The following is a 20401-nucleotide window of genomic DNA, read 5'->3' on the forward strand; positions in this document are numbered from 1 at the left end:
CCAGATGTGGAAGCCCGGTAACGGGTGAAGCTGACTGGTACTAATAGGCCGAGGGCTTGTCCTCAGTTGCTCGCGTCCACTGTGTTAGTTCTGAAATAACGAACAGCTGTGTTAATGCCAGCGTTCAAATTTCATAGTGTTTCGGTGGTCATAGCGTTAGGGAAACGCCCGGTTACATTTCGAACCCGGAAGCTAAGCCTTTCAGCGCCGATGGTACTGCAGGGGGGACCCTGTGGGAGAGTAGGACGCCGCCGAACAATTATTGCGGAAGCCCCGCACCAGCCCTTATGGGCTCGGTGCGGGGCTTTTCTGCGTTTACGGCCCGGATCGGCCGGCCTGCCCCCGTACGCCTCATGGCTCACGCTTCCCGCCTGTCGTCCGAATGGCCGCAGCAGTCCGGTGATGCGTCGTCAGCGGCCCGGCGAGACGGGCTCTACGTCCCTTTAGTTCGTAGTGTGGGGGTATGGGCTACGACCTCGTCATCTTCGACAACGACGGCGTGCTGGTGGACAGCGAGCCGCTCGCCAACAGTGTCCTCGCCGGGTACCTGACCGAGCTGGGGCACCCGACCACCTACGAGGAGTCGGTCCGCGACTACATGGGGTCCGCCGTGCACCGGGTGCACGACCTCGTCGTGGAGCGGACCGGGCAGCAGCTGCCGGCCGACTTCGACGAGACGCTGCACGCGCGGACCGTCGCCGCGTTCGAGCAGGAGCTGAAGCCCGTCCCCGGCGTCGAGGAGGTGCTGGGGGCGCTGACCGCTCAAGGGGTCGGGTACTGCCTGGCCTCCTCCGGAAGCCACGAGCGGATCCGGGTCGGACACCGGGTGGCCGGGCTCGACGGGTGGTTCGAGGAGGAGTGGATCTTCAGCGCGCAGGACGTCGGCCAGGGCAAGCCCTCTCCCGATCTGTACGTGCACGCGGCGCGGCAGATGGGTGTGGAGCCCGCCCGCTGCGTGGTCATCGAGGACAGTCCGCTCGGGGTCCAGGCCGCGGCGGCCGCAGGCATGGACGTGTACGCGTTCACGGCGATGCTGCCCGCCGACCGGCTCCCCGGGGCCACCGGGTACTTCGGTGACATGAAGCAGCTCACCGGACTGCTCGGGCTGGAGGCCGGACTCGGTATGTGATCTCTCTACCCACGGGTAGCCCGTGGCCCTACGCTGACCCGCCATGACGGATGATGTGCGGCTGCGGCGTGGCCGCGGCGCTCTGGGGTTCAGTTTCTTCGTGCAAGGTGTCGCCTTCGCGTTGCTCGTGACGCGGATCCCGGCCATCCAGGACCGGTACGGGATATCCGACGGCCTGCTGCCCGCCTTCCTCGCGGCCGTGCCGGTCCTCGCGGGGGCGTCGAGCGTGGCCACCGAGCATCTGGTGAAGCGGGTCGCGCCCAGCGTCGTACTGCGGTGGGCGCAGCCGCTGGTGCTGCTGTCGCTGCTGGGTGTCGCGGCCGGCGGCCAGATGTGGCACGTGGCGGTGGCCCTGGGGGCGTTCGGGTTGTCGGTGGGGGCGCTGGACGCCTCGATGAACATGCTCGGGGTCAGCCTGCAGCGGGCGTACGGGCGGAGCATCATGCTGGGCTTCCACGCCGCGTACAGCCTGGGCGGGATCCTGGGGGCGTCGGCCGCGTGGGCGGGGGCGCACTGGCAGTTGGACCTGTTCGTCAGCTATCTGCCGGCCGTGGTCGTGCTGCTGCCGCTCGCGCTGCTGGCGAGCCGGCGCTACGTCGACGGGACGGGGCCGGACGGGACGGGGGCGGGGGAGACCGCCGAGAAGGGGCTGGGGGCCGGCGGGTTCAAGCTGCTGCTGCCGCTCTGCCTGGTGATGGCGTGCGCGTACATCGGGGACTCGACGGTGGCGAACTGGAGTGCCAAGTACCTCCAGGACGTGCTCGGGAGCTCGGAGCAGATGGCGACCGTCCCCTACAACGTCTACATGGTGACCACTCTCGTCGGGCGGGCCGTCGGGGACCTCGGCGTGCGGCGCTTCGGGGCAGCGGCCGTGGTGCGGGCCGGGACGCTGGTGGCGGCCGCCGGGTTCGCGGTGGTGGCCGCGGCGCCGGGGGCGTGGGTGGGGATGCTCGGCTTCACGCTGCTGGGGATCGGGCTGTGCGTGATCGTGCCGCAGACCTTCGCCGCCGCGGGACGACTGTTCCCGGGGGCGTCCGACACGGCCGTCGCACGGCTGAACATCTTCAACTACGTCGGCTTCCTGATCGGGTCCCCGCTCGTCGGGGCGGTCGGTGATGCCTGGAGCTACCGGGGCGCGATGCTGGTGCCGATGGCTCTGGTCCTGGTGACCTTGTTCCAAGCCCGCTCGTTCGGCTCCGAGCCCGCCCGATACGGTGTGCGGCATGAGCGGCGAGCCGGTGACCGGGCTGTTGATGTGGGACGAGGCGGTAACGAGGTATGACTTCGGACCGAGCCATCCGATGGACCCGGTGCGCCTGGCGCTGACCATGGGCCTGGTGCGTGCCTTCGGGCTGGACCGGGCCATGGAGGTACGGGCGGCCCCGGCGGCCGGGGACTCGACGCTGCGGCTGGTCCACCGGGAGGACTACGTCGCCGCGGTGCGCGAGGTGTCCGAGGATCCGGGGGCCGCGGACGGTTCGTACGGGCTGGGGACCATGGACGATCCGGCGTTCCACGGGATGCACGAGGCGTCCGCGCTGATCGCCGGGCAGTCCGTGGCGGGTGCCGAGGCGATCTGGAGCGGTGAGGCCGAGCACGCGGTGAACTTCGCGGGCGGGCTGCACCACGCCATGCCGGGCGGTGCGGCCGGTTTCTGCGTGTACAACGACGCTTCGCTGGCGGTGGCGCGGCTGCTGGAGCTGGGGGCCGAGCGGGTCGCGTACGTGGATGTGGACGTCCACCACGGGGACGGCGTGCAGGCGGCCTTCTGGGACGATCCGCGGGTGCTGACCGTCTCGATGCACGAACACCCGCGGACGCTGTTCCCGCAGACGGGCTGGCCGGAGGAGACCGGTGGTCCGGAGGCGGAAGGGTCGGCGGTGAACATCGCACTGCCCGCCGGGACCGGGGACGAGGGGTGGCTGCGGGCCTTCCACGCGGTGGTGCCGGAGCTGCTGGCGGACTTCCGGCCGCAGGTGCTGGTGACCCAGCACGGGGCCGATACGCACTTCGAGGACCCGCTGGCGCACCTGGCGGTCTCGCTGGACGCCCAGCGGGCGGTCCAGGAGTCCTGTCACCGGCTCGCGCACGAGTACGCGGACGGGCGGTGGCTGGCGCTGGGCGGGGGCGGGTACGCGGTGGTGGACGTCGTGCCGCGGTCGTGGACGCATCTGGTGGGGATCGCGGCGCACCGGCCGGTGGATCCGGATTCGGCGGTGCCGGCGTCGTGGCGGGACGAGGTGTACGCGCGGACGCGCCAGTCGGCGCCGGCCCGGATGACGGACGGGCGAACGGCGTCGTGGCCGGACTGGGAGGCGGGCTACGATCCGGCGGACCGGACGGATCAAGCCGTTCTGGCGACCCGGCGGGCGGTCTTCCCGCTGCGCGGAATGCTGACCTGACGGCTGGGTCGACACGGGGGCGGCCGTTGCGGCGGTTGCGGTGCATCGTTACGCCAACTGTGGGGCTGTTCGCCGGAATTGATGACCCGCCAGATGTGTTGCGGCAGCATCGGAGGGTGTTGAGCACCGGCGCGCTGCGTGCGCATCTGCTGGCCGCCCGGTTGGCCGGGCCCGTCGCCACCTCCCGGGAGGAGAGCCTGCGCAGTTACCGGCTGTTCGCGGCGCGGGATCCGCGGGTGATGCTGGGGCTGGATCCGGAGTGGGGCTGGGGCGAGGGTGATCTGCTGAGGCTGATGGCGGACAAGTGCGGGGTCTCGGCGGACCCCGCGCACGTCAGCGGGCCGGACGTGATCGATCCGGAGCGCACGGTGGCGGCACTGGAGGCCTTCGCGAGGCGGCTGTGCGAGGCGGCGCGCTCGCGCTCGCCCGTGCTGTTCGGGACGGGTCACCCGCATCGGCTCCTGGGCTTCTACGCCGGATTGGCCGAGGCGTTGTCGGCGGCGGGATGTGTTGTCCTCACCCCGGCGCAGGGGGTGCGTGTCGACATGGCGACCCGGTTCGGCGTACGCACGCACAGCATCGAATACGTACGGGGGGTCGCACTGGTGCGGGAACCCGGCGTGCGGGTGCCGGGGAGTGCGACCGGCGTGCACACCCATTCGCCACTGCCGGTTCGGGTGGCGCTGGGGGCCCTCGCGGAGGCCGGCGGGCCGTTGCCGGAGCTGGTGGTGGGGGACCACGGGTGGGTCTGCGGTGCAGGTCAGCTGGGTGTGGAGGCGATCGGGCTGGCCGATACGGATGATCCGGCGCTGTTCGTCGGGGAGGCCGAGGGGCGGGTCTCGGTGGCCGTTCCACTTGATGACGCGGTGCGAGCGGACTACTACCGACCGCTTGCGCGGTACGTGTTGGGCCGCGCGAGTCTGACGGGTCGGCAGGAGTGGCCGTAGCTCCTCTTCCCCACTCGTATCACGCGCCCCTACTCTGGGGAGTGAGCGTGCGACGACGAGGAGTAACCGGAGGGGAAGCCGGTGCCCGTCATGCGCGGAAGGTCAAGGTGTGTCATGGCTGCTGGCGAGAGGCCTCTCAGTGAGGTTCAGTTCCTGACCGTGGCGGAGGTCGCCTCGGTGATGCGAGTGTCGAAGATGACCGTGTACCGCCTGGTGCACAACGGTCATCTGCCCGCAATCCGGGTGGGCCGGTCCTTCCGGGTCCCCGAGAACGCGGTTCACGAGTACCTCCGAGAGTCCTATGTGGGGGTGGAGTCGGCCTGAGACTGAGGCTCGGGACGCCCCTGGCTACAACGCGGAAGCGCTCGGATTACAAGCTCAGAGCTCGGGCGGGTAGGCTAGGCCGACGTAGGTCGTGTGGGCCCAGACGCCCCGCACCAGTGAAGAGAAGTGAGCGAGGGTAGTCGTGGGCTCTGTTATTAAGAAGCGGCGCAAGCGGATGGCTAAGAAGAAGCACCGCAAGCTGCTCAAGCGCACCCGCGTCCAGCGCCGTAACAAGAAGTAAACGGCAGCTGTACGTGTTCTCCGCAGCCCCTCCACCATCCTGGTGGAGGGGCTGCGGTGCAGCCGGGGGACTTCTTCGAGGGAGGCGCTGAGCTCGTGGGGAAGGTCGTACTCGTCACCGGGGCAGCCAGGCAGTTGGGCGGCCGCTTCGTGCGCCGGATCCAGCGTGACCCGGACGTCGAGCGGGTGATCGCGGTGGACGCGGTGACACCGCCGCACCGGCTCGGATCGGCGGAGTTCGTCCGTACGGACATCAGACAGTCGGCGATCGCCCGGGTGCTGGCCGAGCACGCCGTGGACACGGTGGTGCATCTGGCGGTCACCGGAGGCAGCGCGGGCACGGGCGGCGCGCACAGCACCGTCAAGGAAACGAACGTCATCGGGACCATGCAGCTCCTCGGGGCCTGCCAGAAGTCGCCGACGGTCCGACGGCTCGTGGTGAAGTCCAGTACCAGTGTGTACGGCGGCACCTCCCGGGATCCGGCCGTCTTCACCGAGACCACGGAACCGAAATCGCTGCCGGCGGGCGGCTTCGCGAAGGACGCCGCCGAGGTCGAGGGCTACGTACGGGGCTTCGCGCGCAGACGCCCGGACGTCGCGGTGTGCGTGCTGCGGTTCGCGAACATCCTGGGGCCCTACGCCGACTCGGCGCTCGCCGAATACTTCTCGATCCCGGTGATGCCGACCGTGCTGGGGTACGACCCGCGGCTGCAGTTCGTGCACGAGGACGATGTCCTCGAAGTGCTGCGGCTGGCGGCGCAGGAGCCGAGGCGCGGGACATTGAACAGCGGGACCTTCAACATCGCGGGTGACGGCGTGCTGCTGCTGTCGCAGTGCTCGCGGCGGCTCGGGAGGCCCACGCTGCCGCTGCTGCTGCCCGCGTTGAACTGGGTGGGCTCCGCGCTGCGGGCGGTGGGAGCCAGCGACTTCTCGCCGGAGCAGATAAGGCTGCTCACCCACGGCCGGGTCGTGGAGACCACGCAGATGCGTGAAGTGCTCGGCTTCGAGCCGCTCTACACGACCGCGGAGACCTTCGCGGACTTCGCGCGGAGCCGGGGGACCGGGCTGCTGCCGCCGGAGCGGGTCGCGCGGGCCGTGGACCGGGTGGCGGCCATGCTGGACGCAGATGGGCTCGACGGGCTCAAGGACGACGCCTACGCGGCTGAAGGAGCGAAGCGATAGTGGCGGACGCCAAGGTCATTCCCTTCGACGAGGACCGGCCGCGGCGGCGGATCCCCCGCAGGGTGCGGGCGGTGCCCGCCGCCGACCCGGTGGTGGAGCCGCCGGCGGCTCCCGAGCCGGCTCCGCCCGCGGCGCCCGGCGACGGCTGGGACCGGCGGATCGCCGGCGGGCTGGCGTTCCTGCGGCGGCGGGTCACCGGGGACTACGAGGTCGACGACTTCGGCTACGACAAGGAACTGACGGACCAGGTCCTGATGTCCCTGATGCGGCCGCTGTTCGACAAGTACTTCCGGGTCGAGGTCAAGGGCGTCGAGAACATCCCGGCGGAGGGCGGCGCGCTGATCGTCGCGAACCACTCCGGGACGCTGCCGCTGGACGGGCTGATGCTCCAGGTCGCCGTGCACGACCACCACCCGGCGGAGCGGCACCTGCGACTGCTGGCGGCGGACCTGGTGTTCATGCTGCCCGTGGTCAACGAGCTGGCCCGCAAGGCGGGGCACACCCTGGCGTGCGCGGAGGACGCGCAACGGCTGCTGGAGGCCGGCGAGCTGGTCGGTGTGATGCCGGAGGGCTTCAAGGGGATAGGGAAGCCGTTCGGGGACCGGTACAAGCTGCAGCGGTTCGGGCGGGGCGGCTTCGTGTCGACGGCGCTGCGGGCGGGGACGCCGATCGTGCCGTGCTCGATCGTGGGGGCGGAGGAGATCTACCCCATGGTCGGCAACGCGAAGACGCTGGCGCGGCTGCTGGGGATCCCGTACTTCCCGATCACGCCGACGTTCCCGTGGCTGGGGCCGCTCGGGGCGCTGCCGCTGCCGACGAAGTGGACGATCCAGTTCGGCGAGCCGATCCCGACGGACGGGTACGCCGCGGAGGCGGCGGAGGATCCGATGCTGATGTTCAACCTCACGGACCAGGTGCGGGAGCAGATCCAGCACACGCTCTACAAGCTGCTGGTGCAGCGGCGGTCCGTGTTCTTCTGAGGCGTGCCGGAAAGGGCGGGGCTGCCTGGGCAGCCCCGCCCTTCCTCCTACTCGGCGTCCTCCGTGCCCAGGCCCAGGCCCGGGAGGAGACCCGGGAGCAGGGGCGGGATGGTGATGTCCGGCTTCGGGTTCTCGGAGGAGCCCGAAGCCGGCGGGGCCGACTGTCCCGCGGGCGGGTTGAGCAGGTCGCCCGTACCGCCCAGGAGGCCACCGGCGGGTGTCCGGGAGCTGCCCGAGGGAGACGGCGTCGCGGGACTGCCGGAGGGCGTGCCGGCGGCCGGAGCGGAATGCTGCGTGCCGCTGGTGCTGCCCGTCCTGGGGGACGAGCCGGGGGTGCCGCCCGTACCGCGGGACTGCTCCGGGGGCTTGGGGAGCAGGCTCTGGAGCGGCGCCACGTCTTCGTCTATGGCCTGGAAGACCGACTCCACCTCACCGCCCACGTCCGTGAGCTGTGCCGGGAGCTTCTCGCGGAGCTTGCCCCATGCGTCGCGGTGGGAGCGGGAGAACGACGACAGCTTCTGGATCGGGCCGAGCGAGCCGTCCCGTTCGTACGCGGCCTGGAGGAGGCGGTGGCCTGCCTCCGCGTCGTGCTTCATGCCCGACAGCGCCCGGCGGATGGCGCCCAGGGACTCGTGGTCCAGGTCGCCCAGCCGGCCCCGCTCCATCAGCCTGCGGGCTTCCGACAGGCGACTGGAGGCCTGGTCGAGATAGAGCTCGCCCCGGTCCGCGTCGTCGTCGGCCATCCCCAGCTTCAGGTCCTCCATGCCCCGCTTCACGGGGTAGAGGTGGTCACCGGGCAGGGCGTCGGTACTGGCAGCGGCCACTCCGCTGAAGGCCCCTGCCGCCACACCTACGGTGAGGCCGCCCGCTGCGATGCCCTTGGACCAGCGGGAGCGGGGCCGCAATTTCCCGAGCGGGGTCGCCCGGTGGGCGCCGCGGCCGGTCCGCTGTTCGGGCACCTGAGGGTCCGAGGCGGCACCGCCCCCGGCCCTCTCCTCCAGCACCATGGCCTCCATGGCGGCAATGAGCTGGGCTCTTTGCACCACTTTGACCTCGGGGTCCAGCACTGGGCGCGGCATTCTTTCGCCGAGCACGCTCGCCAGGGCCAACAATCGGTCGTGGTCGGCAGGTTCGGCAGGTGCCTCGGACTGCTCGGCCGCCGAGTCCGGTTCCGGAAGGTCGGACGGGGTCCGATCCTCCAGGGCCTGGGCGAAGGCGTTCGCCCGCCGGTGCGGGGTTACGTTCGCGATCACTGGCGGCACCTCCTCTCGTCATGACGATCGACTCCCCAAGGTGTCCGGAAGGTTGCCTTCCTTGAGCACGTCCACACTTTCGGGTGAGCGGCTTCGGGCAAAGCGTGTCCACAGGGAGCCTGCATTCCGCACAACGAGCGTCGCGGCACTTGGGTTACGGACGAAGGATGATCTGACCACAGCGTCATCGAGGGGTCACCGAATGTGAGGTTGTGTGTCGGAGGGTCAGCGGGCGTCTTCGGGGAGGAGGCGGGCCAGGGTGCGGACCGCCCGGTACTGGAGCGTCTTGATGGCGCCCTCGTTCTTCCCCATCACCCGGGCCGTCTCGGCGACCGAGAGGCCCTGCAGGAAGCGCAGGGTCACGCACTCCTGCTGCTGCGGATTGAGTTTGCGCACGGCCTCCAGCAGGGCCGCGTTGGAGAGGGACTCCAGGACGGAGTCCTCGGGGCTGCGCTCGACCTCGTTCGCGTCGAGCATCTCGCCGGTGGTGACCTCCAGCCGGAAGCGGCTGGACTTGAAGTGGTCCGCCACCAGGTTCCGGGCGATCGTCACGAGCCAGGCGCCGAAGTCGCGGCCCTGCCAGGTGAAGGTGGAGATCCGGCGCAGGGCGCGCAGGAACGTCTCGCTGGTGAGGTCCTCCGCGGTCGCCTTGCCGCCGACGCGGTAGTAGATGTACCGGTAGACCGTGTCGCTGTACTGGTCGTACAGGCGGCCGAAGGCGTCGGCCTCGCCCGCCTGGGCGCGTTCGACCAGGTCCATCATGCGGGCCTGGTCGCTGTCCGCCGTGGGGCGGCGGTGGGTGGCCTGGGTGGCGGTGCCGGCGGCGCGACCTCGTCTGCCCACCGTCGCGCCGCCGTCGGTCAGGGCATAGCAAGGACCGGCCGGGCCGAGGCCGGCAGGGACCGCGGCGGCGAAGGCGGGGATTGCGTACGCGGTGGGGACGAAGCCGCGCAGGTGGTCGAGGACCGTATCGCGCAGCTGAGCCAGGCCCGAGGCGTCAACCCCGACAGGTGGGTACACGGGACTCCCAGAGGCAGAGCTTCCATCACGTGCAGTGCGGGACCGTTCACCCGTCGTGGCGACAGATGGCCGGTGGCATGCGTTTGAGGAGAATAACGCTTCGTACAGGCAGTGCTACACCCAGTTGCTCAAATCACCGGTTCCGACACTTCTGTTGCGTGTCGAGGGCATATTCAGTCGCAGATGGTGATCGATTCTTGATCACTTGGATACGCGGAATGGACGCTTCCAAGGGGGCTCACGACCGAGCCGGGCATGCCGGAGTGCCGCGCGGAGGGCGCGGGTAGAAGTGAGCGAATGCCCGTGTCGGGGCCGGAGCGCCGGTGGGCCCGGGACGCGCGGGCCCCGGGCCTGGTGTTGTTACTTGCGGCGACGGTGCAGGGCGATGGCGGCGGCCGCGCCGCCCGCGATCGCGCCGACGCCGGCGGCCGCCGGGACGCCGACCTTCACGGCCTTGCGGCCGGTCCGATAGTCGCGCAGCCGCCAGTCGTTGGTCCGGGCATGCTTGCGCAGTTTTGTGTCGGGATTGATCGCGTACGGATGTCCGACCAGTGACAGCATCGGAATGTCGTTGTGCGAATCGCTGTACGCGGCGCAGCGTTCGAGATCGAGTCCCTCGGCGGCCGCCAGGGCGCGGACGGCCTCGGCCTTCGCGGGGCCGTGCAGCGGCTCGCCGACCAGGCGCCCGGTGTAGATCCCGTCGACGGACTCGGCGACGGTGCCCAGGGCCCCGGTCAGGCCGAGGCGGCGGGCGATGATCGTGGCGGTCTCCACGGGGGCGGCCGTGACCAGCCACACCTTCTGGCCGGCGTCGAGGTGGGCCTGGGCCAGGGCGCGGGTGCCCGGCCAGATCCGCTCGGCCATGTACTCGTCGTAGATCTCCTCGCCGATCGACATCAGCTCGGAGACCCTGTGGCCCTTGACGATGGACAGGGCGCTGTCGCGGGCGTCCTGCATGTGCTCGGGGTCCTCGACCCCGGCGAGCCGGAACCAGGCCTGCTGCCAGGCGAAGCGGGCGAGTTCACGGCGCCGGAAGAACTCGCGCTTGTAGAGGCCGCGGCCGAAGTGGAAGATCGCGGCGCCCTGCATGACGGTGTTGTCGAGGTCGAAGAAGGCGGCGGCGAGATCGTCACCGGCGACCGGGAAGGCGGGCTCTTCCGGGGTCGGTTCGGGGCCCTCTTCGGTGAGGGTTCCCGGTTCCGTTTCGGGTTCGGTGGGCGGTTCGGCCCCGGCCAGGGCGGTCTTGCGGGCGGCCTCGGCCGAGGCCTCGCCCGCCAGCACGCTGAGTGCGGTGGCGGAGCGCCGACGAGGGGGGAGCCATCCGAGAGCGGCCATGACGCGAGCATAGCCACTGTGTTCGGGAGTTCCCGAACCGATGGGATGCGCAGGCGTGAACTCTTCGGGGCGCTCCTGTTACGCGAGGGCGCGGGAGAATGGCGGCATGAGCCCTTTGTTGCGCCGTAAGGAAAAGAAGCGTCCCGGGGAGCGGGTGGTGACGCTGATCGGGAAGCCGGGGTGCCACCTGTGCGACGAGGCGGAGGTGGTGGTGGCCCAGGTGTGCGCCGAGACGGGTGCGCAGTGGGAGAAGAAGGACATCTCGCAGGACGAGGAGCTCTACCGGTTGCACTGGGAGCAGATTCCGGTGGTGCTCGTTGACGGCGAACAGCACACCTTCTGGAGGGTGAACCCCGACCGGCTCCGGCGGGCGTTGGAGGGCTGACCCTCTTCCCGGTTACCATCATGGGCGATTTGTGGGGTCTCGGGGCGTATCTGTGAGGAGTGTGCACGGCTTTGCCCCCTTTGGGATTTGAACGGGTTCGGCGTGCCGCCGGTTCCGTCTCTCCGCGCCCGAGTCGCGTGACCCCGGTCACTTTGGTCGGACAAAGCGGACACAATCTTTGTGCACGCGTTCACAAAGGCATAGCCTGCTGTCGACGGGGCGGTCCTGGGACAAGTGGCCGCCTGCAGCCCCGCTCATCCCGCAGGAGCATCGTGGCAACTGGCCGAACTCACCGACCGGCGACCCGCAGCCGAGGTATTCCCGAGGCCACTGTCGCCCGGCTTCCGCTGTACTTGCGCGCCCTCACCGCGCTCTCCGAGCGATCGGTGCCCACGGTGTCCTCCGAGGAGCTCGCGGCCGCCGCCGGAGTCAACTCCGCGAAGCTGCGCAAGGACTTCTCGTACCTCGGTTCCTACGGGACCCGCGGCGTCGGCTACGACGTCGAGTACCTCGTCTACCAGATCTCCCGCGAGCTCGGCCTGACCCAGGACTGGCCGGTCGTCATCGTCGGTATCGGTAACCTCGGCGCCGCCCTCGCCAACTACGGCGGCTTCTCCGCGCGCGGCTTCCGTGTCGCGGCCCTCATCGACGCCGACCCGGCCATGGCCGGCAAGCCGGTCGCCGGCATGTCCGTGCAGCACACCGATGATCTGGAGAAGATCATCGAGGAGAACGGCGTCTCGATCGGCGTGATCGCGACCCCCGCGGGTGCGGCGCAGCAGGTCAGCGAGCGGCTGATCGCGGCCGGTGTCACTTCCATCCTGAACTTCGCGCCCACCGTGCTGTCCGTGCCCGAGGGCGTGGACGTGCGCAAGGTCGACCTCTCCATCGAGCTCCAGATCCTCGCCTTCCACGAGCAGCGCAAGGCCGGTGAGGAAGCGGCCGCCGCTGCCGCCGGCGGCTCCTCCGTGGGCGGCGCAGCCCCCGCCGCGGCCGTGGCGGCGCCGGCCGGGCGCAGCACCGCCGAGACGCGCAAGGGCGGGCCCGAGGGCGACGTGCCGGCGGTGATGCCGGCATGAGTCTGCTCGTCGTAGGGCTGAGCCACCGCAGCGCGCCCGTGAGCGTGCTGGAGCGGGCCTCCCTGTCCGTCGATGCCAAGGTGAAGCTGCTGCACGACACCCTCGCCGCCGAACCGGCGACCGAGGCGGCCGTGCTGGCCACCTGCAACCGGATCGAGCTGTACGCGGACGTGGACAAGTTCCACGCCGGCGTCGCCGAGCTGTCCACGCTGCTCGCGCAGCACAGCGGGGTGGGGCTCGAGGAGCTCACCCCGTACCTGTACGTGCACTACGAGGACCGGGCGGTGCACCACCTGTTCTCGGTGGCGTGCGGACTGGACTCGATGGTCGTGGGTGAGGGGCAGATCCTCGGCCAGATCAAGGACGCGCTGGCGCTGGGGCAGGAGCTGCACACCGCCGGCCGGCTGATCAACGACCTCTTCCAGCAGGCGCTGCGGGTCGGCAAGCGGGCGCACTCCGAGACCGGGATCGACCGGGCCGGGCAGTCGCTGGTGACCTTCGGGCTGGAGCAGCTGGCCGTGCACGTGCCGGTGGGCGAGTGGGCCGCCGGCAAGCGGGCGCTGGTGATCGGCGCCGGGTCGATGTCCTCGCTGGCCGCGGCGACGCTGGCGCGGGTCGGTGTCGCGGAGATCGTCGTGGCGAACCGGACCGCGGACCGGGCGGAGCGGCTGGCGGAGATTCTGGTTGCCTCGGGCACCGGGGTGTCGGCCGTGGCCGTGCCGATGGCGCGGGTCGCGGATGAGCTGACACGAGTCGACCTGGTGGTGTCCTGCACGGGTGCGACGGGGCTCGTGCTGAGCGCCGACGACGTGCTCGCCGCCGTGTCCTGGGGCGCGGGTGGGCTCGCGCCGGCCGAGCGGGACGAGGCCGGGGCTGCGCCCCAGGCCCCCCAGGGGCTCCGCCCCCGGACCTCCGCGCCTCAAACTCCCCCAGCTACCGCTGGGAGGGGCCCCCGGGCGGGGCTGGATTCGGCCGATGTCGTGGCCCGCCTGGCCGCCGCCGTGCAGACACACGGCCGGCTCGCCGATGCCGGGGCCGTGCGGACCATCTCCGGTGCCGTCGAGCCCGACGGGTGTCCCGTCGGGCCGGACGGGCGCTCCGCGCTGACCGGCGTCGACGCCAGCTCCCTCGAGCTGCACGGGACCTGGGCCGACCAGGGCGAGGCCGCCGCTCAGCGGCAGCCCCGCAGGAGCACCCGTACGAAGGCCGACCCGGCCGTCGTACGCCTCGCGCTGCTCGACCTGGCCATGCCCAGGGACATCGACGCGGCCGTGCACCGGATCCCGGGCGTACGGCTCGTGGACATCGAGTCGCTCGCGGAGGCGTCCGCCGACGCCCCGATGGCGGCCGACGTCGACGCCGTACGCGGGATAGTCGCCCAGGAAGTGGCGGCCTTCGGGGCGGCGCAGCGGGCCGCGCACATCACGCCCACCGTGGTCGCCCTGCGGGCCATGGCGGCCGAGGTCGTGGCCATGGAAGTGGCGCGGCTCGACGGGCGGGTGCCCGACCTCGACGAACGGCAGCGCGCCGAGGTCACCCAGACCGTGCGCCGCGTCGTGGACAAGCTCCTCCACGCGCCGACCGTGCGCGTCAAGCAGCTGGCGAGCGAGCCCGGCGGCGCCGGGTACGCGGAAGCGCTGCGCGAACTCTTCGACCTCGACCCTCAGACGGTTGCTTCCGTCAGCCGGGCGGACGCGGCCGATCCGATGAACGACGACGACCCAGGACGGGCATCATGAACACACGTCCCGACCAGCCGCTGCGGCTCGGTACGCGGCGGAGCAAGCTGGCCATGTCCCAGTCGGGGCACGTCGCCGACGCGGTACGGGCCGTCACCGGCCGGGCCGTCGAGCTCGTGGAGATCACGACCTACGGCGACGTCTCGCGCGAGCACCTCTCGCAGATCGGTGGGACGGGCGTGTTCGTCACGGCCCTGCGCGACGCGCTGCTGCGCGGTGAGGTCGACTTCGCCGTGCACTCGCTGAAGGACCTGCCGACCGCGCAGCCCGACGACCTGGTGATCGCGGCCATGCCGCGCCGCGAGGACGCGCGGGACGCGCTCGTCGCCCGGGACGGTCTGACCTTCGAGCAGCTGCCCGACGGTGCCCGGATCGGTACCGGGTCGCCGCGGCGCACCGCCCAGCTCAACCACCTGGCGCTGTCGCTCGGCAAGCGGATCGAGACGGTGCCGATCCGCGGCAACGTCGACACCCGGATCGGTTTCGTCCGCGACGGTGAGCTGGACGCGGTCGCCCTGGCGGCCGCCGGGCTGAACCGGATCGGTCGCGGTGACGAAGCGACCGACCTGCTGTCCGTCGACAGCGTCCTGCCGGCTCCCGGCCAGGGCGCCCTGGCCGTGGAGTGCCTCGCGTCCGACACGGACCTCGTCGCCGCGCTCGGCGAACTCGACGACCCGCACACCCGGGCCGCCGTGACCGCCGAGCGTTCCCTGCTCGCCGCCCTGGAGGCCGGTTGCAGCGCACCTGTGGGCGCGTTCGCCGACCTGCTGGCGGACGGGGAGATTGTCAATGAGATGCGCCTGCGCGGCGTCGTCGGAACCCTCGACGGCACCACGCTGGTGCAGCTGTCCACCACCGGTCCCGTGCCCCAGTCGTACGACGAGGCCATGGCGCTCGGCCGCGAACTCGCGGACGAGATGCTGGCCAAGGGCGCGGCCGGTCTGATGGGGGAGCGATCGCTTTGAACCCCTCAATTCCGACCACCTCCGCCTATCCGGCCGTCGCCGCCCACGGACGGGTCACCTTCCTCGGTGCCGGCCCGGGTGACCCGGGCCTGCTGACGCTGCGCGCCGTCGAGGCGCTCGCCGCCGCGGACGTACTGATCGCGGAGCCCGAGGTGCTCGAGGTCGTACGGACGCATGCGCGCGCGAATGTCGACACGCCGCAGCTGACGATTGCTGACGAAGTGTCAGCAGCCGCCGGGGTCCCGGTAATCCGGGACGCGGCCAATCTTGTCATGGAGGCCGCACGCTCCGGCAGGCGGGTCGTGCGTGCCGTCACGGGCGACCCCGGCCTCGACGGCAACGCCGCCGAGGAGATGCTCGTCTGCGCCACCGCCGGCATCCCCTTCGAGGTGGTGCCCGGTATCGCGACGGCGGTGGGCGTACCCGCGTACGCCGGTGTCCCGCTGCGCGACAAGCAGGGCGCGGACGTGCGGTTCGTCGACGCGAGGACCGCCTCGGCGCGCTGCTGGAGCGAGGCGGGCGCCAGCGACGGCACCCTCGTCGTGTCCGCGACGCTGGAGACCGTCTCGGCGGCCGCCGCCGAGCTGGTGAGCGCCGGCCGCAAGCCCGACACCCCGCTGACCGTGACCGTCGCCGGTACCACCACGCGGCAGCGGACCTGGTGCGCGACGCTGGGCACGATCGCCCAGGTCTTCAAGCAGGGCAAGGTGCTCCCCTCGCCCGAGGGCGCCCGGCCCGTCATAGCCGTGGTCGGTGAGCACAGCGCCGCCGCGCGGCGCGAGGACCTGTCCTGGTTCGAGTCGAAGCCGCTGTTCGGCTGGCGGGTGCTCGTACCGCGCACCAAGGAGCAGGCCGCTTCGCTCTCCGACCAGCTGCGTTCCTACGGCGCGGTGCCCCACGAGGTGCCGACCATCGCCGTGGAGCCGCCGCGCACCCCGCAGCAGATGGAGCGCGCGGTCAAGGGCCTGGTGACGGGCCGCTACGAGTGGATCGCCTTCACCTCGGTCAACGCCGTGAAGGCCGTCCGCGAGAAGTTCGAGGAGTACGGGCTCGACGCGCGCGCCTTCGCGGGCATCAAGGTCGCCGCGGTGGGCGAGCAGACCGCCGCCGCGCTCGTGGAGTTCGGCGTGAAGCCGGACCTGGTGCCCAGCGGTGAGCAGTCCGCCGCCGGACTGCTGGAGGACTGGCCGCCCTACGACCCGGTCTTCGACCCGATCGACCGGGTGTTCCTGCCGCGTGCCGACATCGCGACCGAGACGCTGGTCGCCGGGCTGATCGAGCTCGGGTGGGAAGTCGACGACGTCACCGCCTACCGGACGGTGCGCGCGTCGCCGCCGCCGGCGGACACGCGTGAGGCGATCAAGGGCGGCGGCTTCGACGCCGTGCTCTTCACGTCCTCGTCCACGGTCCGCAACCTGGTCGGGATCGCCGGGAAGCCGCACAACGTGACCGTCATCGCCTGTATCGGGCCGGCGACGGCCAAGACGGCGGAGGAGCACGGGCTGCGCGTGGACGTGCTGTCCCCGGAGCCGTCGGTCTCGAAGCTGGCGGAGGCCCTCGCCGAGTACGGTGCGGCGCGCCGCGAGGCGGCCAAGGAGGCCGGCGAGACGGTGTTCCGGCCGAGCGAGCGACGGCCGGGGGCGCGGCGGCGTCGTACGACGTGAGCGGCTTAGGCGGGCCCTGCCCCGCCGCAGGACACCGGGAAGGGGCTCGGGTGCGATCGCATCCGGGCCCCTTCCCCATGTCCGGCCCGGGCGGAATCCGGTTGTCGGTCCGCCTGGTCCCGGCGAGGATCACCGCCGTGACGAGGGGGGACGGATGACGGAGATGGACGCCCGGCTGGCGCACGCGGTGGCGGCGGGTGACGCGGAGACGGCACGGGCCCTGCTGGCAGAGGGCGCGGACCCGGACGCGGCGGGCGGGGACGGGCTGCCGGTGCTGTGCGCGGCGGTCGCGGCGTACGCGGCGGAGACCGCCGAGGTGCTGGTGGCGGCCGGCGCGGACCCGGACCGGCCGCTCCCGGACGGGACGACCCCGCTGCTGCGGGCCGTCGCGGGCGGCTCCCCGGCGGTGTGGGAGGCGGTGCGCGGCGCCGCACCGATGCGGGATCGCGAGCGGCCACTCGCTGCCGCCCGGCGGTGGTACGAGGCCGGTGCGGAGGCGGAGCTGCGGCGGCTGACGGGGGCGGACGGACCGGCACGGAGCGAGATCGTGCGGGTCGGGGAGTCCGGCCTGATCCGGGAGGTCACCCTCGGCGGGCGGACCGTACGGGACGGGCACGGCGCGATCCTGACCCTCCTGGAGTCGGATCTGCGGATCCTGCCGCCGGTCGGGGAACTGGTGGCCCGGGCCGTGCGGCAGGCCGACGGGGACGGGGGCGGGGACGGGGGCGGGGAGCACGTTGACCGGGCCGCGGCCCGGTGGATCCTCCTGTTGCGGCAGAGCGCCGAAACCTGGGGTGCGGTGGTGGACTTCCACCGGCACCCGGCACCGGCGTACCGGGCGTTCGTCGCCGACTTCCTGAGCATGGGCGCGCTGATGGCCGGCTCGTTCCCGCACCACCGCTGGTACGGGGAGCGGCTCGCCGAGCTGCTCCCCGGCTGGGCGGCGGTGGAACCGGACGCCGGGGTGCTGGCGATGGTGCTCCGCCTGCTGGGCGACGCGTGCCCTGCGCAGGCGCGGGCGTTCGGCCTGCGGTACGCCGGACACCCGGACCCCCGCGTGCGCCGCCGGGTGCCGTGGATGTTCGAGGCGCCGGGGGACCCGGAGACGGCACGGGTGGTGCGCCGCCTCGGCCGGGACCCGGACGGCGCGGTGCGGTCGCGGGCGGCGGAGGTGCTGGACTGCGACGTGGAGGAGGACCGCGAGGTGCTGCTCGCCCTGCTCCGGGACGAGCGCCCGCAGGTGCGGGAGCGGGCCGCGTACTCCGTCAGGTCGGGACGCGACCGCTCGCCGGCCGTCACGGGGGCGCTGGTGGAGCTCCTCGACGCCGACGAGCAGGACGAACGGCTCAGCGCCGCCTTCGCGCTGGCCTGCCGGGACCACCCGCGCACGCCGGAGGCGTACGAGAAGGTGGGCCCGCTGGGTGCGGAGCTCGCCGAAGACCCCCGGGCCGACGGCCTGTGGCGGTGGAGGTTCAGGAACGAACCCGATCGGTGAGGCGGCGCGCCGGTCAGGTGGGGTTCGCGGTGCGGAACGTGCGGCGGTAGGTGTCGGGCGGGACGCCGACGACCCGTTTGAACTGGCGCCGCAGGGTGGTGGCGGTGCCCATGCCGGTGGCGACGGCGACCGCCTCGACGGTCTCGTCGGTGGCCTCCAGCAGCTCCTGGGCGCGGCGTACGCGCTGGGTCAGCAGCCATTGCAGCGGGGTCTGTCCGGTGACCGCCCGGAACTGCCGCCCCAGGTGGCGGGGGCTCGTACTGGCCCGGCGCGCCATGTCGGTGACGGTCAGCGGCCGGTCCAGGCGCTGCTGGGCCCAGGCGAGCACATCGGCGAGCTGGTGGTCGCCGCCCGTGGCCTGGACCGGGGTGGTCACGAACTGGGCCTGGCCGCCGGTCCGGTGGGGGGCCATGACGAGGCGGCGGGCGATGGCGTTGGCGACGGCGGCGCCGTGGTCGAGGTGGATCAGGTGCAGGCACAGGTCCACGGCGGCGGCCTTGCCCGCGGCCGTGAGCAGGCTGCCGTTGTCGGTGTAGAGGACGTCGGCGTCGACCTCGGCCCGCGGATGGCGTGCGCTCAGTTCCGCGGCGTGCGCCCAGTGCGTGGTGGCCCGGCGCCCGTCGAGCAGGCCCGCGGCGCCGAGGACGAAGGCCCCGGTGCACAGGGAGGCGACGCGGGCGCCCGCCGCATGGGCCGCGCGCACGGCCTCGACCAGCTCGGGCGGCGGCGGCTCGTCGACATCGGCGCAGGCGGGCACGATCACGGTGTCGGCCCGGGCCAGGCGATCCAGCCCGTGGTCGGGCTCGACGGTGAAGGGGCCGACGCGCACCGGGCCGGGGCCGCAGAGCAGGACGTCGTACCAGCCCTGCGGGGCGTCGGGCGGGGGATTGCCGAAGATCTCGTAGGCCACGGCCAGCTCGAAGTGCAGCATGCGGCCGGCGGCCGCCAGGGCGACGGTGGGCATGTCCGAAAGTGTACGGGTGATGTCGTTCCGGACCATCACGGTCGGGGCCGGCCCGCCTCGAGACTGGGTCCATCGAGCCGCACAGGGCGTACGGGCCGCAGCGGACGCAGGCAACGCAGGGGACGGGGACAGCGATGAGCACGAGGGGTACGGCGGGTACGGCGGGCGCGGTGGTGGTCTACGGGGCGACGGGACACACCGGTCGTTTCATCGTCGCCGAGCTGCGCAGGCGCGGCATCGCCACCGTCGTCTCCGGCCGGGACGCGGACCGGTTGGAGGCGCTGGCGGCCGAGGGCGGCGCGGACGTGCTCGTCCGCCCGGCCACCGTGGACGACCCGGCCTCCCTGGACCGGGCCCTCGCCGGAGCGGCGGCCGTCGTCAACGCCGCCGGACCGTTCGCGGTGACGGGCGGCCCGGTCGTCGAGGCGGCGCTGCGCGCGGGGATCCCGTACGTGGACGTCGCGGCGGAGATCGAGGCGAACGCGGCGATGTTCGCCGACCACGCGGAGGCGGCCCGCAAGGCCGAGGTGCCCGTGGTGCCGGCCATGGCCTTCTACGGGGGCCTGGGCGACCTGCTGGTGAGCGCGGCCATGGGCGGGTGGACGGCGGCGGACGAGGTGCACGTCGCGTACGGGCTGAGCAGCTGGCGGCCCACGGAGGGCACGCGGGTGGCCGGCGAGGTGTCCCACGAGCGCCGGGCGGGCCGCCGGGTGCGGTTCACGGACGGTGCGCTGCAGTACCACGACGATCAACTGGCGCAGCAGGAGTGGGACTTCCCCGAGCCGCTGGGCCGGCGGACGGTGATCGCGGAGTTCACCATGGCCGATGTCGTCACCGTGCCCAGCCACGTGGCCGTGCCCGAGGTGCGTACGTACATGGCCGCGGAGGCCGCGCGGGACCTGGCCGGGGCGGACACGCCGGCGCCGGAGGCGGTCGACGACCTCGGCCGCTCGGACCAGACCTTCGTGGTCGACGTCCTGGTCCGCGCGGGCGGCATCGAGCGCCGGGCCACGGCCCGGGGCCGCGACATCTACGCGGTCACGGCGCCGCTGGCGGTCGAGGCCGTCGAGCGGCTGCTGTCCGGGCGCGCCCGGACGACGGGTGTGGCCTCGGCCGCCGCGATGTTCGACGCGCCGGACTTCCTGCGGGCGCTGGCCCCGTACCTGTCGGTGGAGATCGCGCACTGACCGTCCGGCGGGGGTGCGGGCGGGCCGGCGCGGGTGCGGCCCGGCCGGCGGTGCGGGGACGGGTGGAGCCCGGGCACGGGGGTGCCGGGCTCTACCCTGGTCCGGACTGCT

General features: G+C 72.2%; 19 protein-coding genes and 1 rRNA gene. 16 read left to right on the plus strand and 4 right to left on the minus strand.

Annotated features, from left to right (window positions below; genetic code table 11):
- Positions 1-140 precede the first annotated feature (140 nt).
- The 9 genes from rrf (at position 141) to ACIQZO_RS06285 (ending at position 7204) form a co-directional block, all read left to right on the plus strand.
- A 5S ribosomal RNA gene (gene rrf / locus ACIQZO_RS06245) occupies positions 141-257 on the plus strand.
- Positions 258-463: 206 nt separating this feature from the next.
- The gene (locus ACIQZO_RS06250) at positions 464-1129 is read left to right on the plus strand and encodes an HAD family hydrolase (RefSeq protein WP_403620947.1); all 666 of its coding nucleotides are present in this window, start codon (positions 464-466) and stop codon (positions 1127-1129) included.
- 43 nt (positions 1130-1172) lie between these two features.
- On the plus strand, positions 1173-2411 hold the full coding sequence (locus tag ACIQZO_RS06255; RefSeq protein ID WP_403620950.1) for an MFS transporter: 1239 nt from the start codon (positions 1173-1175) through the stop codon (positions 2409-2411).
- Entirely contained in the window at positions 2383-3531 is a 1149-nt protein-coding gene (locus ACIQZO_RS06260; RefSeq protein WP_403622085.1) for an acetoin utilization protein AcuC, read from the plus strand. The genes ACIQZO_RS06255 and ACIQZO_RS06260 overlap by 29 nt, the downstream gene beginning before the upstream one ends.
- Positions 3532-3647: 116 nt before the next feature.
- A complete protein-coding gene (locus ACIQZO_RS06265; protein WP_403620953.1) occupies positions 3648-4478 on the plus strand; it encodes a phosphatase in 831 nt (276 codons plus the stop codon).
- Positions 4479-4592: 114 nt separating this feature from the next.
- Positions 4593-4802 (plus strand): helix-turn-helix domain-containing protein, encoded by a 210-nt coding sequence (locus tag ACIQZO_RS06270; RefSeq protein WP_008738568.1) that lies wholly within the window; start codon positions 4593-4595, stop codon positions 4800-4802.
- 142 nt (positions 4803-4944) lie between these two features.
- On the plus strand, positions 4945-5043 hold the full coding sequence (locus tag ACIQZO_RS06275) for a 30S ribosomal protein bS22 (RefSeq protein WP_003948845.1): 99 nt from the start codon (positions 4945-4947) through the stop codon (positions 5041-5043).
- Between the two features lie 95 nt (positions 5044-5138).
- The gene (locus ACIQZO_RS06280) at positions 5139-6224 is read left to right on the plus strand and encodes an NAD-dependent epimerase/dehydratase family protein (RefSeq protein WP_403620956.1); all 1086 of its coding nucleotides are present in this window, start codon (positions 5139-5141) and stop codon (positions 6222-6224) included.
- Complete coding sequence (locus tag ACIQZO_RS06285; RefSeq protein ID WP_403620959.1) at positions 6224-7204, plus strand: lysophospholipid acyltransferase family protein; 981 nt, start codon at positions 6224-6226, stop codon at positions 7202-7204. Before ACIQZO_RS06280 ends, ACIQZO_RS06285 begins: the two co-directional genes overlap by 1 nt.
- Before the next feature lie 47 nt (positions 7205-7251).
- Here the strand turns inward: ACIQZO_RS06285 and ACIQZO_RS06290 are convergent, their stop codons facing one another.
- The 3 genes from ACIQZO_RS06290 to ACIQZO_RS06300 all read right to left on the minus strand — a co-directional run bounded on the left by ACIQZO_RS06290 (position 7252) and on the right by ACIQZO_RS06300 (position 10812).
- Positions 7252-8457, minus strand: coding sequence for a DUF5667 domain-containing protein (locus ACIQZO_RS06290; RefSeq protein WP_403620961.1), 1206 nt, complete (start codon positions 8455-8457; stop codon positions 7252-7254).
- A 225-nt stretch (positions 8458-8682) separates the two neighbouring features.
- Positions 8683-9477, minus strand: a complete 795-nt coding sequence (locus tag ACIQZO_RS06295; protein WP_403620964.1) for an ECF subfamily RNA polymerase sigma factor, BldN family — start codon at positions 9475-9477, stop codon at positions 8683-8685.
- 360 nt (positions 9478-9837) lie between these two features.
- The gene (locus ACIQZO_RS06300; RefSeq protein ID WP_403620967.1) at positions 9838-10812 is read right to left on the minus strand and encodes an HAD family hydrolase; all 975 of its coding nucleotides are present in this window, start codon (positions 10810-10812) and stop codon (positions 9838-9840) included.
- 106 nt (positions 10813-10918) lie between these two features.
- On the opposite strand from ACIQZO_RS06300, the gene ACIQZO_RS06305 reads away from it, so the two are divergent.
- From ACIQZO_RS06305 to ACIQZO_RS06330, 6 genes are all read left to right on the plus strand, one after another.
- Positions 10919-11197, plus strand: coding sequence for a glutaredoxin family protein (locus ACIQZO_RS06305; protein WP_403620970.1), 279 nt, complete (start codon positions 10919-10921; stop codon positions 11195-11197).
- 272 nt (positions 11198-11469) lie between these two features.
- Positions 11470-12276 (plus strand): redox-sensing transcriptional repressor Rex, encoded by an 807-nt coding sequence (locus tag ACIQZO_RS06310; protein WP_403620973.1) that lies wholly within the window; start codon positions 11470-11472, stop codon positions 12274-12276.
- Positions 12273-14015: a glutamyl-tRNA reductase gene (locus ACIQZO_RS06315; RefSeq protein WP_403620976.1), complete on the plus strand. Its 1743-nt coding sequence runs from the start codon at positions 12273-12275 to the stop codon at positions 14013-14015. The genes ACIQZO_RS06310 and ACIQZO_RS06315 overlap by 4 nt, the downstream gene beginning before the upstream one ends.
- The gene (gene hemC / locus ACIQZO_RS06320; RefSeq protein ID WP_403620979.1) at positions 14012-14980 is read left to right on the plus strand and encodes a hydroxymethylbilane synthase; all 969 of its coding nucleotides are present in this window, start codon (positions 14012-14014) and stop codon (positions 14978-14980) included. Before ACIQZO_RS06315 ends, hemC begins: the two co-directional genes overlap by 4 nt.
- Positions 14977-16644: a uroporphyrinogen-III synthase gene (locus ACIQZO_RS06325; protein WP_403620982.1), complete on the plus strand. Its 1668-nt coding sequence runs from the start codon at positions 14977-14979 to the stop codon at positions 16642-16644. The genes hemC and ACIQZO_RS06325 overlap by 4 nt, the downstream gene beginning before the upstream one ends.
- Positions 16645-16798: 154 nt before the next feature.
- Positions 16799-18139: a HEAT repeat domain-containing protein gene (locus ACIQZO_RS06330; protein ID WP_403620985.1), complete on the plus strand. Its 1341-nt coding sequence runs from the start codon at positions 16799-16801 to the stop codon at positions 18137-18139.
- Positions 18140-18152: 13 nt separating this feature from the next.
- Here the strand turns inward: ACIQZO_RS06330 and ACIQZO_RS06335 are convergent, their stop codons facing one another.
- Positions 18153-19103: a GlxA family transcriptional regulator gene (locus ACIQZO_RS06335; protein ID WP_403620988.1), complete on the minus strand. Its 951-nt coding sequence runs from the start codon at positions 19101-19103 to the stop codon at positions 18153-18155.
- 134 nt (positions 19104-19237) lie between these two features.
- On the opposite strand from ACIQZO_RS06335, the gene ACIQZO_RS06340 reads away from it, so the two are divergent.
- Entirely contained in the window at positions 19238-20290 is a 1053-nt protein-coding gene (locus ACIQZO_RS06340) for a saccharopine dehydrogenase NADP-binding domain-containing protein (protein WP_403620989.1), read from the plus strand.
- Positions 20291-20401 lie beyond the last annotated feature (111 nt).

Source organism: Streptomyces sp. NPDC097617, from assembly GCF_044761485.1.
Lineage (GTDB): Bacteria > Actinomycetota > Actinomycetes > Streptomycetales > Streptomycetaceae > Streptomyces.